The following is a 16,469-nucleotide window of genomic DNA, read 5'->3' on the forward strand; positions in this document are numbered from 1 at the left end:
TGGCTTACCAATAACCGTCTGCCATTTTCCACCAGGAACCAGCAAATGGAACAAAATCGAGCATCGCTTGTTCTCGTTTATCACCCAAAACTGGCGAGGCAAACCGCTTGTCAGTCATGAGGTCATCGTCAATCTCATCGCAGCCACGACGACGAACACAGGATTACGCGTTCATGCAGAATTAGATTCCACTACCTATCCTCTCGGCCAAAAAGTCACTGCCGCTGAGTTGGCTGCCGTCAACATCAAGCGACACGACTTCCATGGCGACTGGAATTACACTATTTCACCAGCACAAAATGGAACACTTATTTTGTGACAATCCCTTAATATCTGGAGACTCAGGGTTGTTCCCTGACATACCGCGTCCGCATTACACCACTTTTGTTCAGGAACGGCTATGTATCTTACACGGGTCATTTATTGTAGCGAACTTTCTGGCGCCAACAAGGATGCGATCAGTGATATCCTCTCCGTCTCGCGCAGAAACAATGCCAAAGCATCAATCTCTGGCATGCTCTTGTTCAACGGTACCTTTTTCCTGCAATGCCTGGAAGGATCGCGCAACGCGGTTAACGAAACCTACCACCGCATCATGCGCGACGAGCGTCATTGCCACCCGGTGCTGCTGGCTTACGAAGCCATAGCCCAGCGCGATTTTGGCGATTGGGACACGGCCTATGTACCCTGGACCAGCGATGTGCGCAAAATTATTCGCCTGTTCTCCATCGATGAAGAATTCAACCCATACCAATTAAGCGGCGAAAGTGCGATCAGCCTGTTTCGAGCCTTGCGCGGCCACCTACCCAACAGCGAGCACTGGTCGAAACCATTACAACAGGCCTAAGCCCGGATGCGGCATTCGCAACCAGCGGCTAAGGACGACAGTCAGTCGCCAGGCCATTGGCACGCCGTTCGTTGCGCGCAATGTCGATGAGAATGTCGATGTCGCGCTCACGGCGACTGGCCTTCAGTGCGCTTTTTTTGGCCGCTTGCCAGGCCGTTTCCAGTTCAGGATACAGCGCCTCGGCAGCAGCCGGCTTACCCTGATCACGCAAAATGGCTACTTTCAACATCCAGGCACGCTGGATGTGGTGCTGATCGCCGCCGGCAATAGCCAGGTCGGTCAAACGCAGCGCCTGCGAGTAATTACAATGCCCGAAAGCAATCAGCGCCATGCGGTTATCCGGCCCCAGGGGATCCTCGGGGCAAGCGCTCAGCAGCAAGCTGGTGATGATCAGCGCCGGGAGTAACCGCACTCGCGCGCTCCGGCGCGTGCACCCGGCAACGAATGCTATGACGGTGAACATGGATCTTTGCATCATGAGACGAGTCCTGGTTGAGACATGGGTTGGACGTGATGGCCAGTATCCGGCACTACAGCAAGCCTGGCGCTACAGTAACAGAGGCGTGGCCGATTCTGGCCGCAACAAGGGCGCCGTTGCCTCGGTTGCCGGCTGGCGCGGCAGCTCAAACCAAAAACAGCTGCCTTGGCCATGCACACTCTCCACGCCAATGTCTCCCCCCATCAGGGCCACCAGGCGCTTCACTACCGCCAGTCCAATACCTGAGCCTTCGACTCCGCTTAACTGAGCATCCGGCAGGCGTCTAAAGGGTTCAAACAGGTCGCTCAGCTGCTCAGCCGGAATACCGGTGCCGGTGTCACGGATGCTGATACGCACCCATTCGTCCTCCTCCGGCGTGCCGGCAACCGCCGCCGCCTCTAGCTCGACCGTACCACCAGGGCGGTTGTACTTAACCGCGTTTGAGAGCAGATTGATCAACACTTGCTTAAACCGGAAAGGGTCGGCGGCAACCGCCAGCTCGACCGGGCTGCTAAACCCAATGCTGAGTTCGTGCTTGCTGGCCAAGGGGCGGATCAGTGTCAGGGCTTCCTCAAGCGCTGGCGCCAGCATAATCTGCTGCACGTGCAGATCCGTCTCGCCGGATTCAATCTGCGCCAGATCCAGCACCTCGTCGATCAGCTTCAGCAGATGGTGCCCGGACGTGAGAATTTCCTGGACACTGTCGTGCTGATCGTCACTCAAATCCGGATCACCATCGAGCAGCTGCGCGAATCCAAGCACTGCGTTCATGGGGGTGCGCAGCTCGTGGCTGACCTGAGACAAAAATTGCGTCTTGGTACGACTGGCCTGCTCGGCAAGATCCCGTGCCTGAAGCAGCCGCGCCTCGCTTTCCTTGCGACGGGTGATGTCGTAGCAGACCCCAATCACATGGCGGCTGTCGCGATTGGGATCCTGGTGCACACTGCCGATGACGCGCAAATAGCCCAGTTCATTAAGGCCCCGCTGGAGGCGCAGCTCCTGGTCAAGCTCGGCGTTATTTGCCAGCGCCTGCGCCAACGCGCCTTGCATCCTGGGCATATCCTCGGGCAATAGCCGCAGTATCCAGTCATCAATGAGCCGAGTCGCCTGTAAGGGTTGCAAACTGAGCAAACCATGCATGGCCACATCAAGACGCAAGTGACGGGTCTCGGGCTCGTATTCCCAGATACCGATGCCCGTGCCGCGCATGGCCAACGACATCCGCTTTTCACTCAGTTCCAGCTCCCGGGTGGCCAGGTGGCGGTTTTCCTCGGTGGTCAGTGCGGCAGCCAGAATCCCCAACAGGCGTTTTTCCTCATCGCTGGGACGACGCTGGCGCTTAAATACAACACATAGCGAACCAACCGCTTCATGGCCGCAGCGCACCACATGCCCAAAATAGGCATTCAGATCGTACTTACGCACCGCCGCGTCGTACTCCAGATAGGGTGTCAGCGACAGGTCCCCGAGATAAAAGGCCTCCCGACTCTGTGCGTTGATGGAATTAGATGAATCCTGGTTGCCGCAACGCCTGACACGCTCATCATTACCCACAATCAAGTCATAGCAGATGTGACCTTCGGGAATGTCACGCACTGGAAAGTCCGGCGGGGCATTCCAGCGTCCCAGCGCGACAAGCTGGTTGTCATCAAGCCGGTTATAAAGTGCAACATCGGCATTGAGAATTTCTCCGCACACGGAAGTGATGCGATCAATATTCTCGCGATAATCCGAGCCGAGATGCGCCAGGCAGTCGTTGAGCTTGACCAAACGCTCCTGGCTGCGCTTACGCGCGCTGATGTCGCGCAACACACCAACGACATGCTGCGTTTCATCAAGATGTGCGAACGACAGCGACAGCTCCAGCGGCACCTGCGAACCATCCTTGTGCCGGGCATTGACTTCAACTAGTTGACCAAGCACCGGACTATGATTGAAGGGATAGGCTTGCGGGTTTTTATTATGGTAAGTTAACGCAGCATCCAAGCCAACGAGCAACTGGTGCAAATCCTCGCCCATAGCCTGGGCTTCCGTGTAACCAAACAACGTAGTGGCCGCCGGATTCCAGTACACAATTTTTGCATCATCATCCATCATAATGATGGCATCACGCATGGAACTGGTGATTGCCGTGAAGTTCGCCTCGCGTCGCTGTAAATCAGCGTTACGCTGACTCAGCAGGCGCTCGGCCCCCGCGAGCCGGCCGCGCAGCCAGATAACCAGCGCGGTTGCAACCGCAGTGAGTATACACCCAATAATCGCCGTGGCCACAGCCGCTTGCAGCGGCGGCCCCAGCGTAGTTTTGCTGCCTGCGCGAAGCCGCACCGCCAGGGCCTGCTCGCCGAGAAACACCGGCAACAACATCTGCATCCAGGCGGTGGTCGACAGAGAACGGACGATGGGGGTTGCTTCAACGACCGCCTGGGTGACGGGATCGAGCAAACGCGCACCCTTCTGCTCATCCAACAGAAAAATATCAACATCAAGCGACATTTTCAGATGGCTGTATTGAGAGTTCTTGAGCTCAAACAGATCGATAACCGCCGCCATGACCGGCGCTGTTTCCTGCGTAGCGGAAGTGGCGGAACGCTCGTGCTCCTCCTGCGTCACCTCGCGCAGGGTCGCCGTCAAATCGAAGCTCAGCTGCGAACCAAGCCATTCGAGACGGTCGGATTCAAAATGCTGCTCTAATTGGTAAGCAATGGCCGTGGTGGCAATACTGAGCACAGCCCCCGTCAGGGCGGCGAGCACAGGCTCCAAGTAGCGCAGGTGTGTCGGTGCCTGGTGGCGACTGACATCGTGACGATACACAACCAGGATGGAAACGGCAAAGGTGAGTGTCAGCAGGCCACCCAGCACCAGCGGCAGCGTGGCACTGCCCCACACCGCCGTGCGCCATTGCCCCTGAGCCAGCTCGACTCCAACCAAGCACTTGGTGTCAGTGGCAGCCGACGCGGTTGGAATCACAGCCAGCGCCGAGATCACCTGGATCCCATGACGGCGATAGGGTGTGGTGATGGAGGCCTGCCCGGTTGCCAACACCCGCGCTACCTCGGGCAGCGGCTCAATATCCTGGCCATTCTCAGCGTCGGCCTCCAGGTCGGCCCGAGTGAAACCGGAAGAGCTCTCGCCCTCATGCGCCACCAGAATCCAGATGTCACGGTAACCGGCGAAGCGGGCAAAACGCTCCAAATGGCGACTCAGCGGCGAGGATTGCGTTGCGCGACGCCCGCCTGCCGCGTGTTCGAGCTGTTCCGGCGCATGCAGTGACAGACTCTGTGCCAGCGCAGTGGTTTCGATCAGGAACTTTTCCCGCAGCTCGGTTTCCTGTACACCAATACGCCAAGCCGCCAGAATGGCGGAAACCATCAATAAGCCGACGCAAGCCAGGATCGGAATGATCAGCTCACGGGCCTCGCGGCGGCGCAGCGGCTTCATGAATCCAGCCTGATCTGATCAGTAGTGAGCATTGGCAGCGCCAATTTTTAAGGTTGCGGGTCTGAAGCCAACCGGGTGTTCAGCATCAGGCCATGAGTAATTGGGCGGGACACTGACATCACAGATGAATGTCCGGGAAATGTTACAGCTTATGGTGCACAGCGGCAATCAATTCGCACTAAAGCGCTTGCTTTCGTGCAAAATCAACCAGCTCCTCGGCGGGCAGTGGCGGCGCGGCGATAAAGCCCTGATAGTGGTTGCAACCCTGCGTACGCAGAAAGGTCATCTGCTCGGTTCGTTCGATCCCTTCGGCCAGGGTATCGAGTCGCAGGCTGCGCGCCAGCGAAATAATGGCCGTGCAAATGGCAGCATCTTCGCTGTTGAGATCGCATTCGCTGACAAAGGAGCGATCGAGCTTGATTAAATCAATCGGAAAGCGTTTGAGATAACTGAGCGATGAATACCCGGTGCCAAAGTCATCAATGGCGATACGAATGCCCATCGCCTTGAGTTGATGCAGCACATCAACGCACATCTGGTTGTTGGACGCCAGCACGGTTTCGGTGATCTCCAGCTCCAACCCTGCTGCTGGCAAACCTTCCTCGCGCATCACCCGCGCCACCAATTCGGCAAATTCCGGCTTCAAAAACTGCTTACCGGACACATTGATCGCGACGCGCGGGATTGGCAGCCCCGCTGCTAGCCAGCGCGCCTGCTGCCGACAGGCCGTGCGTAACACCCATTCGCCAACGGTGACAATCAGGCCACTGTCTTCAAGAATCGGAATAAACACGCTAGGGTGGATCACCCCCTTGGCACTGTGCTTCCAGCGCAGCAGCGCCTCGGTGCCGATCAACTCACCGCTGATCAGATCAAACTGGGGCTGATAGAACAGCAGAAATTCACCGCGCGCTAGCGCCTCGCGCAGATCGTTTTCGCGATCAAAGCGCTCGGCATGCTGACGCGCCAGAGCTGAGGTGAAAAACTGAAAGTTATTGCGCCCGGCGTCCTTCGCCTCGTAGAGCGCAAGATCGGCGTTGCGGATGAGCAGATCGGCCGTTTCGCCCGCCTGCGGATACATGGCAATCCCGATGCTGGCGGGGGCGCGAACCGAGTGGCCATCAAGCGGATGAGCATCCGCCAGGCGGGCGATAATCTCCGCACCCTTGTGCGTGACATCCTGTTCACTGTTAATCCCAAGCAGCGCGATGACAAACTCATCCCCGCCCCAGCGCGAGACAATGTCCTGTTCGCGGGTCATGTCACGCAACCGCTCGGCAACGCTGCGCAGGAGCTGATCGCCCACATCATGCCCCAGGCTGTCATTGACTTGCTTAAAGCGGTCGAGATCCAAAAAGAGCACGGCCACACGAGCCGCTGACTGAGTCAGCAGAAAATAATCGAGCTGCTGGCGAAAATGACTGCGGTTGGCTAGGCCAGTGAGGATATCGAAATGCGCCAGCTGGTGCAGGCGGCGCTGGACCTCGTGCTGACGGGTAATGTCGCGAATATGAAAGTTGTATTCGAGCCGGGGGCCACCGCGCACCCGGGTAATACTCAGCTCAACGGGAAAAGTCTCCCCATCAGCGCCACGCGTCAGTTGAGTCTGAATGCGCCGGTCGAACGTGAAACGCCCCTCGCCGCTAAAGGCCGATTGCAGCGCCGCGTTAAAGGCTTCACGCTGATCGGGTGGAATGGCGATTTCGCTGAGGGCGCAGCCAATAGCCATACGCCGCGAACAGCCAAAGGTGCGTTCGGCGGCGGGATTAAATTCCAGCACCCGACCTTGATCGTTGATGGTGATGATGCAGTCGAGTACCGCATCGAGAATCGCGCTCTTGCGAGTTTCGCTGGCCGTGAGGTCATTGAGCAATTCCTCGCGGCGATGAATTTCACCGTTCACCCGTGACAGCACATGGTTGTACTGACGCGCAATCTGCCCAACCTCGGTATGGGGTTCGCAGCTCACCGGCTGCGAGAAATCGCCGCGCCGACGCTGCTGTTCCATTTCACCGAGTAGATCCAGAAGTTCGGTGCTGGCGCCATGCTCGGCGACATTCAGGCCGACACGTTCCTCCTCGGGTGTGACACGCAGCGGATAGAAGCGGTTCATACCCCAGAGCGCTATCAGACTGAAGCCAAAGCTATAGGCTCCGATACTGAGAATGCCCAGCGCCTGCACACCGAGTTGTTGTAGACGCCCACCCGCGAGCTCGAAGGCCTCGGTCGGGGCAAAGAGCGCTACGGCCAGAGTCCCCCAGATGCCGGCAAACAGATGGGCTGGAATGGCGCCCACCGCATCGTCGATGCGGCGCCGTTCCAGCCAGCCCGTCCCCCAGGTGGCCAGCAGGCCGGCAATCAGCCCAATGAGCGCAGCGAACACCGGCGTTTGCAAATGACAGGAGGCGGTGATGCCAACCAGCCCGGCAATGACACCATTTTGCAGATCCGTCACCACCGGATAGCCGCGTCGAGCATAGCTGTAAAACAGGCCGCCGACACCTCCGGCGGCACCGGACAGGAAGGTGTTGAACAGAATCAGCGGCACTTCCTTGTTGATGGCTAAGGTGCTGCCGCCGTTGAAGCCAAACCAGCCGAACCACAGCAAAATCACGCCCAGAGATGAAAGCGACAAATTGCCGCCGGAGATAGAGCGGCTGCCGCTGTGACTGAAACGTCCCGAACGGGGCCCCAGCAGCAGCACAGCGACCAGGGCCGTCCAGCCACCAATGGAATGCACCACGGTGGAACCGGCAAAGTCGATGAAGCCCAGTTGTCCAAGCCAACCCGTAGGCGCACCACTGGCAGCACCCCCCCAGGCCCAGTGCCCGGCGATCGGGTAGATCAGCGCCGAGAGCAGAATGGCGGTGACGGCATAGGCGAGAAAGCGCATCCGCTCGGCCACGGCGCCCGAGACAATGGTGGCCGCCGTGCTGCAAAACATGGCCTGAAAAAAGAAAAAGCTCATCAGCCAGGGTGAACCGGCCCCATCGAACAGAAAGCCGTCACGCCCCACCAAACCGGCTGCACTGGAACCGAACATGAACGCATAGCCACAGAGCCAGTACACCAATACCGACAGGCACAGATCCATGAGGTTCTTGACGGCCACATTGATGCTGTTTTTCGTCCGCACCAGACCGGATTCCAGGCACAGAAAGCCTCCCTGCATCAAAAACACCAGAAAGGCACACAGCAGGACCCAAGCCATGTCCAATGGAGCGAAGTTGGGCGAAGGTGGCATATTGAGTGAATGAGCGCGTAATTGAAGTCAGTGCCAAGTTGCTAAAGCACGCATTATAAACCCAAGGTCGAGGGTGGCGGGCAGCCCGGTGTCTGGCGCGCCGCGCCGCGTGACGCACACTCGCGCCACCATGCTGATTTTTGCGTAGAATACGCGCAGCTTCCTTCGCAAATTTATTTCTTGAGGATGGGGTTTTCCTTCATGGATTTTGCAACCATTGTCGGTATCGTTTTCGTCCTGATTGTGATCACTGGCGCTATCCTTGTGGGTGGCGACATCGGCATATTTATCAATATTCCGTCCATCCTGATTGTTGTCGGGGGAACCTTCGGGGCCACCCTGGTGCAGATTTCCTTCGCGGACTTCATGCGATCCTTCAAAATCGGGGTCAAGGCGATCATCCACTCCTCACCCTCGCCGCGCGAATTGATCGAAGAAGCTGTCCAACTCGCCACCGTGGCACGCAAGGAGGGCATTCTAGCACTAGAGGATCAGACCTTCAGCAATCCGTTTCTGGAAAAAGGCATTAATCTCTGTATCGACGGCCACCCGCCCGAAACCGTCGAACGCGTACTGTCCAAGGAAATTGCCCTGACCAACGAGCGCCATGACAAAGGCATCGCCATGTGGAAGTCCATCGGCGACTATTCCCCCGCCATGGGCATGATCGGCACTCTGATTGGCCTGGTACAGATGCTCTCGAACATGGACGACCCCAAGGCCATCGGCCCGGCCATGGCGGTCGCCCTGCTCACCACACTCTATGGCTCCATTATCGCCAATGGCATTGCGATCCCACTCTCGGAAAAGCTCAAGGCGGTCAGCGAAGAGGAACGCTTGACGCAGGAATTGGTCCAGGAGTCAATCGCCGCTATTCAGTCCGGCATCAATCCACGGGTGATGGAGCAAATTCTGCTCACTTACCTGCCGAGCACCCAGCGCAGCCTGGAAGACGACGAGGAGTAATCTACTGATGGGCGTTGCAGCAAAACCGGTCAAATGTCCACCCAAGGGTGCACCGCCCTGGATGTCCACCTTCGCCGATCTCATGGCGTTACTGCTGGTGTTTTTTGTGCTGTTGCTGTCGTTCTCGGAGATGGATATCCATAAGTACAAGCAGATCGCCGGCTCAATGAAAATGGCCTTTGGTGTACAGCGCGAAGTGGATGTGCAGGCCATCCCGATGGGCACCACGGTGATCACGCCTGACTTCAGCCCCGGCAAACCCACGCCAACCCTGGCCCAGGAGCTGCGCCAACAGACCACGGATGAAACCCGCTCGAAACTTGATTCCAGCCGCGAACGCCGGGAACTCGAAGCCGAGGCCATGCAAATTGCCGCCGCGCTGGAAAGTGAGATTGAGCAAGGGCTGATTTCCATTGAGGTGGTCGGTGAGGAAATCCTGATTCGTATTCGCGAAAAGGGCTCCTTTCCCTCCGGCAGCGCCCGCTTTCAGGATTCCTTTTTCGAGATTCTCGACAAGATCGGCGATGCACTCGCCACCACCACCGGCAACCTGATCGTCGCCGGCCACACCGATGACATGCCGATTAACACCTTACAGTTTCCATCCAACTGGGTGCTATCGGCCGCGCGTTCCGCCGCCGTGGTGCACTACATCAGCGAAAACCACCCCGAACTGGCTGAACGCATGCAGATTCGTGCCTATGCCGATACTCGGCCGGTCGCCACCAACGACACCTTTGACGGACGCACACAGAATCGGCGGGTCGAAATCATCATCGCACGCGACAAGAAAAATGCCGCCGGGCGGGATATTTCCGGCGACACCATCGACATTCCCTTTGAAAGCGCCTTGCCACCTCCGGCGCCCGCAGCAGCACCTGCGGCACCGGTTCCATAACAGCTTCACCCGGTGTAAGTCGGCCGATCAGTCGAGCGACTGCCAGAACGCGTCCAGCGTCTTAGTAGTCGCAGTTACATCCTCCCAATGTGGCAGCCCCATGTTGGGAACCGTGCGGGCACGTTGCCAGTTGGCATGGCTGGCCACGAAGTCGTCCAGTTGATCAAAGCGCACATAGGGATCACGATCCGCCAGCACCAGCGCCGGATGGTTAGTCAGCCGCCCGTAGAGGTTGGTCATCGCCTGAGGCGTGAACAGCTTGCCGGACAGAAAGCTCAGCGGTGCATGGCGTGCGCCGGGTTGATGCGCGGTCGCATAGGCGTAGTCGAGCATCTCCTGGGGGGCCTGCTGCATGAAGGATTTGTTCAGGTAGTAATGGATACTACGTCTGGAAGCGACCAGATCGAACATCGGCTGGCTCCAAGGCGGGCCGTCGAGCAGCGGATAAATCCGCCGGCTCAGGGCCGGCGCGGGCGGCTGGCGCTGACTGAAACCGGTTGGGGAGATAAGCACCAAAGAATGGACACTGTGGGGCTGTTCCAGCGTCGCGCGCACAGCGAACTCGCTGCTCAGTGACAATGCCAGCAGATCAACCGGAGCCTCCGGTACCTGATCAAGAAACTGCTTAATGGTGTTGGCATAGTGCTGCGGGGAATAGTCGGCGCGTCCACGACCGGCCTGGCCAAAACCGGGCAGATCCAGGCTGAACACTGGGCGCTGGTGGCGATAATGCTCAAACAGCGGCTTGACCTCAAAGCTGCTCGGCGCGGCATTGATACTGTGAATCAGCACCAGCGGACGCCCAGCCCTGTGCGAGTCGGCATAATAGGCTAGGCTCGGGCGATGCTTACAGCTAAGATGTTCACAAGACGCATCCAGCGCGAGGGGCAAGCCCGCTGTGGCGCCGGGAGCGAGCGATGAGGGAGCAGGGGATGTCATTGGACTTCTCCGTGGCAGGTTGCGCGCAGCCTGGCAACCGCCAACTTGGCGGGCTTACTCTGCGTCATTATTGGGCGTCATCATTGGGTTGGGCGCCTTCATGGCGTAAAAAGGCATTGACAATATCTTCTCCGCGCGGGTCCCAATGCCAGAGCACCCAGACCGGTTCCTTGGCCCAGCAGCCACTCACCGAGTCGGGCGGCATACGCCGCTGATGCGCCTTACCGCCGATGACACGATATTGCTCGCGCACCGCCGCCGTAGGGTCGTCATCAAATATATCGGGCACGCGCAGCTCCAGGGTGCGATCAAGCAGCAGACTGGCCTGTAGGCCATCGAGCTGCGGATGCTTGAACACCGGGGCCGCCGCCCATTCTTCCAGCACCTGCGCAATCTCATGTCCACCAGCACTCCCGCGACCGCGCTCCAGCGCCTCGCGAATAGCTGAGCGATAACAGTGCATTGCCATGTCCTCGATGGAATGCGGCAGGAAAAACCAGCGTTCCGGCAATGGCAGGCGCCACACCGGAAGATAGGTACGCAGGGTATCGCAGTAAGAAGGTGTCAGCAAAAAATTGGCCAGATCATGCGCATACCAGCGGGCAATGTCGAGCGCCGATACCGACCCAGGCAGCAAGACCGGTTGTGGGCAATTTTCAGCAAACCAAGCGGATTCAATCGTCAAGGCGTCTGCTTACTCTCGAGTGAAGAATGTGTTGTCTTCCGGGATTGCCGGAACCCTGAACGTTCATGTCGCGAACGCTAACCGGCTCATTATCGAACAATGAGCGCGCGCGGCAAAGTGATTCCAGGCGATTCCGAATGATTTCGGGCGACTCGAAATTGATGTGGCGCAAGTGGCCTGTAGAAACATGCTAAACTATCTGGTTTTGTGCCTGGCGATTACAGGCCTTGATCTGGCGTCCGTTTCATCATCGGCTATTCCCGGAGTCTGCCATCTATGTCTGCTGCCGACCCCCTATCACCGCCCTCGCGTCTGAACCCGAACACACACCAGCGTGGGCAGGATAAACTCGCGCGCGTAACGGTACAGCTGGATCCGGAGTCCCCGCTGCTCCGCAAACCGGAGTGGATTCGCGCCAAGGCACCGCTGGGCCCAGGCGTAGCCCGCATCCGCCGTCTGCTGAGAGACTCGGCGCTGGCCAGTGTTTGCGAAGAGGCCCAGTGCCCGAATCTGGGTGAGTGCTTTACTCATGGCACCGCCACCTTCATGATTCTAGGCGATCTCTGCACCCGCCGCTGTCCCTTCTGTGATGTAGCGCATGGCCGCCCGCAACCGCCGGATGCCGAGGAGCCCGCACGTCTGGCCGAGGCCATCGCAACCATGGAGCTGCGCTATGTGGTTATTACCTCAGTGAATCGCGATGATCTGCGCGATGGCGGCGCCGGGCATTTCGCTGACTGCCTGCGCGCCATTCGCGCACGCAGGCCAAAGATTCAGCTGGAAGTGCTGGTGCCGGACTTTCGCGGTCGTGAGGCCATCGCGCTGGAGGCCTTCGCCGGTGACGGCTTGCCGGATGTCTTCAATCATAACCTCGAAACCGTGCCCAGACTCTATGCCCAGGCCCGCCCCGGGGCGGATTACTCCGGTTCGCTCCAGCTGTTGCGCGCGTTCAAGGCGCGCCACCCACAGGTACCAACCAAATCCGGACTCATGCTGGGACTTGGCGAAACCCGCGCCGAAGTACTGGCTGTGCTGGAGGATTTGCGCGCGCAGGGCTGTGACATGCTAACCATCGGCCAGTACCTCCAGCCCAGCGCTGAGCATCTGCCGGTGCGCGAGTACTGGACACCAGCCGCCTTCGCCGAGCTTCAGAGCGAGGCGGAAGCCATGGGCTTCGCCAGCGTCGCCTCGGGCGCCATGGTGCGCTCCTCCTATCAGGCCGATCGGCAAGCGCAGGTGTTCAGCACCCACCAGCCGGCCACATCAAGCACCGCCACCTGACCCGAACAGTACAGATCACAGCATGGCTGACCTAAAGTATGGCGATTGAACTCAAAACCTACGTTTTCATCGACTCATTGCAGCCGCAGCTGGCCGCCTACATGGGCAGCGTATCCCAGGGCTTTCTGCCGGTGCCGGGGGATGCCTGCTTGTGGCTCGAGGTCTCACCGGGCATGGCGATTCATCGGCTAACGGATATTGCGCTCAAATCAACGCGAGTGCATCTCAGTCAGCAGGTGGTGGAACGCGCCTATGGCACCATGGTGATTCACCAGCGCGACCAGAGTGATGTGCTCGAAGCCGGGCGCACCGTGCTCAATCGCCTGGGGGTGCGCGAGGATGAACGGCAAAAATGCCAGGTGGCCTGGACTGAAATCATTCGCGCCGTCACCCCCGATCATGCCGTGCTGCTCAACCGTCAGAACCGCCGCGGCTCGATGATTCTGCCCGGCCAGAGCCTGTTTATTCTGGAAACCGAGCCGGCCGGTTATATCGTCTATGCCGCCAACGAAGCCGAAAAAGCCGCCAATGTGACCCTGGTTGATGCGCGCGCTGTGGGAGCCTTCGGTCGTCTGACCATGGCCGGGCGCGAGGCCGACGCCGATACTGCCGCCGAAGCCGCCGTGCACGCAGTAGAGAGCCTGAGCGGGGTAATGCGTTAGCTGTTTAGCGGGCGCTATTCCCCGGCGACGTCCCCGTTCGTACCACTGCTGGCAAACAGCCGGCAGGCTGGATTGCCGGTTTCATCCCAGAAAGGATAGCCCAAAGCATGCAGGTTATGCTCGAAGTCAGCCGCTTCGGCAGCGGGCACCTGAATCCCCATCAGCACCCGCCCGTAAGCGGCGCCATGATTGCGATAATGGAACAGGCTAATGTTCCAGCGCCGTCCCAGACTGGAGAGGAAATTTAGCAAGGCGCCGGGCCGCTCGGGGAACTCAAAGCGCACCAGACGTTCATGGGCTAGCCCCGACGCATGGCCGCCGACCATGAAGCGAATATGCAGCTTTGCGGTTTCATTCTCGCTCATGTCCAGCACACTGAAGCCCTTGTGCTCCAGTCGCTCGGCCATTGCACGCCGCTCCTGCGCACCACCGCCCAATTCAATGCCCACAAACACCTGTGCCTGAGTCGCATCACTGTAGCGATAATTGAACTCGGTAATCTGCCGCTTACCGATCGCTTTGCAGAATGCCAGGAAACTACCAGGACGCTCGGGAATACCGACTGCGAACAGTGCCTCGCGGCGCTCACCCAATTCAGCACGCTCAGCCACATGACGCAGACGGTCGAAATTGATATTGGCGCCACTTTCGATGGCAATCAGATGCTCATCGCGCCCGCCATAGAGTTCCACATAGCGCTTAAGTCCGGCGACCGCCAGCGCACCGGCAGGCTCGGCAATGCCACGGGTGTCGTCATAGATGTCCTTGATGGCGGCGCAGATCTCATCGGTATCGACCAGCACCACCTCATCGACACAGTCACGCGCCACCCGAAAAGTCTCGGCGCCAATGCGACGCACCGCGACACCGTCGGCGAACAGACCCACCTCCGGCAAATCAATCGGCTCACCGGCCGCGAGCGCCTGATGCAGCGTCGGCGCCTCGGCCGGCTCGACACCGATGATCTGTACCTCGGGGCGCAGGTATTTGACATAGGCGGCGATGCCGGCGATCAGCCCGCCACCCCCCACTGGCACAAAGATGGCGCTGGGCGGATCCGGATGCTGGCGCAGCAATTCCATGCCGATGGTACCCTGGCCGGCGATCACATCGGGGTCATTGAAGGGGTGAATGAAGCTCAGGCCACGTTCCTCGGCCAGTGCCAAGGCATGGGCGCAAGCCTCGTCGTAGGAGTCGCCATGTAGCAGCGCCCGCCCGCCAAGATTGCGCACTGCCTGCACCTTGATCGGCGGCGTGGTGCGCGGCATTACAATGGTAGCCTCAATACCAAGGCGCGCAGCGCCCAGCGATACGCCCTGCGCGTGGTTGCCCGCCGAGGCGGCAATGACTCCGCGCGCGAGCACTTCGGGTGCAAGATGTCGCAGCTTGTTATAAGCCCCGCGCAGCTTGAAGGAAAACACCGGCTGCAAGTCTTCGCGTTTAAGAAACACCTGATTGGCCAGCCGTCGCGAGAGCAGGGGCGCCGGTGTCAGCGGAGTTTCGACCGCGACCTCATAGACGCGGGCTTTCAGGATGCGTTCGATATAGCGTTGCGGCATGCGTAGAAGTGGCTCTGTTATGATCTGCGTTGAACACCAGCGGCTCTGACTGGCTGACTGCCTTGCTGGGCAGGCGATTGCCGAGCCGCCATGATCATACGCTTAACGAGGATTTTACCCTAGGGAGTTTGAATGCAATGACGCAGGATGAACTGAAAAAACAAGCCGCCGAGGCGGCACTGGCCTATGTGCAGGGCGGCATTATTGGAGTGGGCACCGGCTCAACGGTGAATCACTTCATCGACTGTTTGGCTGAGGTCAAAGGCCGTTTTGAAGGCGCAGTCTCCAGCTCAGAGGCGTCCAGCGAACGCCTGAAACACCATGGCATTCAGGTCGTTGACCTGAACAGCGCCGGCCAGCTGTCGCTCTATGTCGATGGTGCCGATGAGGCCAATGGACGCCTGCAACTGATCAAGGGCGGCGGTGGCGCGCTGACACGGGAAAAAATCGTGGCCGCCGCCAGCGAGACCTTCGTCTGCATTGCCGATGACAGCAAGCGCGTTGATGTACTGGGCGCCTTCCCCTTGCCGGTTGAAGTGATCCCGATGGCGCGCAGCTATGTGGCACGCGAACTGGTCAAGCTCGGCGGCACGCCGGTGTGGCGCGAGCACTTTGTCACCGACAATGGCAACCTCATCCTGGATGTCCAGGGGCTGGAGATTCAGGATCCAGCCGGGCTGGAGCAGCAAATCAACAATATCGCCGGCGTGGTCACTGTGGGCCTGTTCGCCCTGCGCGGCGCCGACATGCTGATCCTGGGCTCGGCAAGCGGGGCTAAAATCTACGAACCCTAAGCCGAACGATCCCATACAGAGTCATTGATGCCCTGGTCACCTAAAGAAGGGCTCGCCAAGGACTCACTGGGCTTCGCTGGACTCTTCTTCCGGTGCGGGCTTGCCCCGCCCGCGCCGCAGTCGGCTGCCTGTCGCGTTTTTATCGCTATCGGCGCCCTCTGCGGCCTTGTCAGCCGCGAGCTCGACGCTGGACTTGGTACTACTGGGTTCTGTCAGGGTCAAGCTTTCTTCAATAAAGCGCCCGTCGTAGCTTAAGCGCTGGAGTTCAGCCAACTCGCAATGCACCAGCTTGCCGTTCACTTCGGCGCCCATGGCCATTTCCAGTAACGGGTAATACAGAGTGCCGGTGATGCGCGCATGGGCACCCAGTTCAGCCCGTCCCGTGGCATGCACGTCCCCGACAATGCTGCCATCAGTGATCAATTGTTCAACGCGCACATTGCCTTCAACAGCGCCCTGTTCGCTGATAATCAGGGCCGCATTGGTGTCTGGATCAGCGGTAACTTCCCCCTTGACCTTCCCGTCCAGATGGAGCGCGCCGGAGAAGCGAACTTGACCCTCAATCACGGTCCCCTGACCGATAACAGTAACGACCTTGGGCGGCTTCACTCTGCGAATGCGTGACATGGCAAGATTCTCCTGGTTCCGATGTTGGGTCGTGGTCCTGGCCTGATGAAA

Annotated in this window: 14 protein-coding genes; 7 read left to right on the top strand and 7 right to left on the bottom strand. The window is 59.0% G+C overall.

The window, feature by feature from the left end; all coding sequences use genetic code 11:
• Both CKO36_RS01510 and CKO36_RS01515 read left to right on the top strand, forming a co-directional pair.
• On the top strand, window positions 1–319 hold a 319-nt coding region (locus CKO36_RS01510; RefSeq protein ID WP_420826303.1), incomplete at its 5' end, for an ISAzo13-like element transposase-related protein.
• Window positions 320–400: 81 nt separating this feature from the next.
• Complete coding sequence (locus tag CKO36_RS01515) at window positions 401–847, top strand: BLUF domain-containing protein (RefSeq protein WP_200279564.1); 447 nt, start codon at window positions 401–403, stop codon at window positions 845–847.
• A gap of 28 nt (window positions 848–875) precedes the next feature.
• Here CKO36_RS01515 and CKO36_RS01520 read toward each other — a convergent pair whose 3' ends face one another.
• The 3 genes from CKO36_RS01520 to amt all read right to left on the bottom strand — a co-directional run bounded on the left by CKO36_RS01520 (window position 876) and on the right by amt (window position 7,974).
• The gene (locus tag CKO36_RS01520) at window positions 876–1,259 is read right to left on the bottom strand and encodes a hypothetical protein (protein ID WP_200279568.1); all 384 of its coding nucleotides are present in this window, start codon (window positions 1,257–1,259) and stop codon (window positions 876–878) included.
• Between the two features lie 135 nt (window positions 1,260–1,394).
• Window positions 1,395–4,763: a sensor histidine kinase gene (locus CKO36_RS01525; RefSeq protein ID WP_200279571.1), complete on the bottom strand. Its 3,369-nt coding sequence runs from the start codon at window positions 4,761–4,763 to the stop codon at window positions 1,395–1,397.
• Between the two features lie 178 nt (window positions 4,764–4,941).
• Window positions 4,942–7,974, bottom strand: coding sequence for an ammonium transporter (gene amt, locus CKO36_RS01530; protein WP_242469324.1), 3,033 nt, complete (start codon window positions 7,972–7,974; stop codon window positions 4,942–4,944).
• Between the two features lie 234 nt (window positions 7,975–8,208).
• On the opposite strand from amt, the gene CKO36_RS01535 reads away from it, so the two are divergent.
• Together CKO36_RS01535 and CKO36_RS01540 are read left to right on the top strand one after the other, a co-directional pair.
• The gene (locus CKO36_RS01535; protein WP_200279577.1) at window positions 8,209–8,973 is read left to right on the top strand and encodes a MotA/TolQ/ExbB proton channel family protein; all 765 of its coding nucleotides are present in this window, start codon (window positions 8,209–8,211) and stop codon (window positions 8,971–8,973) included.
• A 7-nt stretch (window positions 8,974–8,980) separates the two neighbouring features.
• The gene (locus tag CKO36_RS01540) at window positions 8,981–9,871 is read left to right on the top strand and encodes a flagellar motor protein MotB (RefSeq protein WP_200279580.1); all 891 of its coding nucleotides are present in this window, start codon (window positions 8,981–8,983) and stop codon (window positions 9,869–9,871) included.
• A 27-nt stretch (window positions 9,872–9,898) separates the two neighbouring features.
• On the opposite strand, the gene CKO36_RS01545 is transcribed toward CKO36_RS01540, so the two are convergent.
• Entirely contained in the window at window positions 9,899–10,810 is a 912-nt protein-coding gene (locus CKO36_RS01545; protein WP_200279583.1) for an alpha/beta fold hydrolase, read from the bottom strand.
• 67 nt (window positions 10,811–10,877) lie between these two features.
• Window positions 10,878–11,495 carry a hypothetical protein gene (locus CKO36_RS01550; protein ID WP_200279586.1) on the bottom strand — a complete coding sequence of 206 codons (618 nt, stop codon included), beginning with the start codon at window positions 11,493–11,495 and terminating at the stop codon, window positions 10,878–10,880.
• A gap of 276 nt (window positions 11,496–11,771) precedes the next feature.
• Between CKO36_RS01550 and lipA the strand changes: the two genes are divergently transcribed.
• Both lipA and CKO36_RS01560 read left to right on the top strand, forming a co-directional pair.
• On the top strand, window positions 11,772–12,776 hold the full coding sequence (gene lipA, locus CKO36_RS01555) for a lipoyl synthase (RefSeq protein ID WP_200279588.1): 1,005 nt from the start codon (window positions 11,772–11,774) through the stop codon (window positions 12,774–12,776).
• A gap of 38 nt (window positions 12,777–12,814) precedes the next feature.
• Entirely contained in the window at window positions 12,815–13,438 is a 624-nt protein-coding gene (locus CKO36_RS01560; RefSeq protein ID WP_200279591.1) for a BMC domain-containing protein, read from the top strand.
• Between the two features lie 14 nt (window positions 13,439–13,452).
• Here CKO36_RS01560 and ilvA read toward each other — a convergent pair whose 3' ends face one another.
• The gene (ilvA, locus tag CKO36_RS01565; RefSeq protein ID WP_200279594.1) at window positions 13,453–14,997 is read right to left on the bottom strand and encodes a threonine ammonia-lyase, biosynthetic; all 1,545 of its coding nucleotides are present in this window, start codon (window positions 14,995–14,997) and stop codon (window positions 13,453–13,455) included.
• A 137-nt stretch (window positions 14,998–15,134) separates the two neighbouring features.
• Here ilvA and rpiA point away from each other — a divergent pair, with 137 nt between their 5' ends.
• Window positions 15,135–15,791, top strand: a complete 657-nt coding sequence (gene rpiA, locus CKO36_RS01570) for a ribose-5-phosphate isomerase RpiA (RefSeq protein ID WP_200279597.1) — start codon at window positions 15,135–15,137, stop codon at window positions 15,789–15,791.
• A 63-nt stretch (window positions 15,792–15,854) separates the two neighbouring features.
• On the opposite strand, the gene CKO36_RS01575 is transcribed toward rpiA, so the two are convergent.
• On the bottom strand, window positions 15,855–16,418 hold the full coding sequence (locus CKO36_RS01575) for a bactofilin family protein (protein ID WP_200279600.1): 564 nt from the start codon (window positions 16,416–16,418) through the stop codon (window positions 15,855–15,857).
• Window positions 16,419–16,469 lie beyond the last annotated feature (51 nt).

It is taken from the genome of Rhabdochromatium marinum (assembly GCF_016583795.1).
Classification (GTDB): Bacteria; Pseudomonadota; Gammaproteobacteria; order Chromatiales; family Chromatiaceae; genus Rhabdochromatium; species Rhabdochromatium marinum.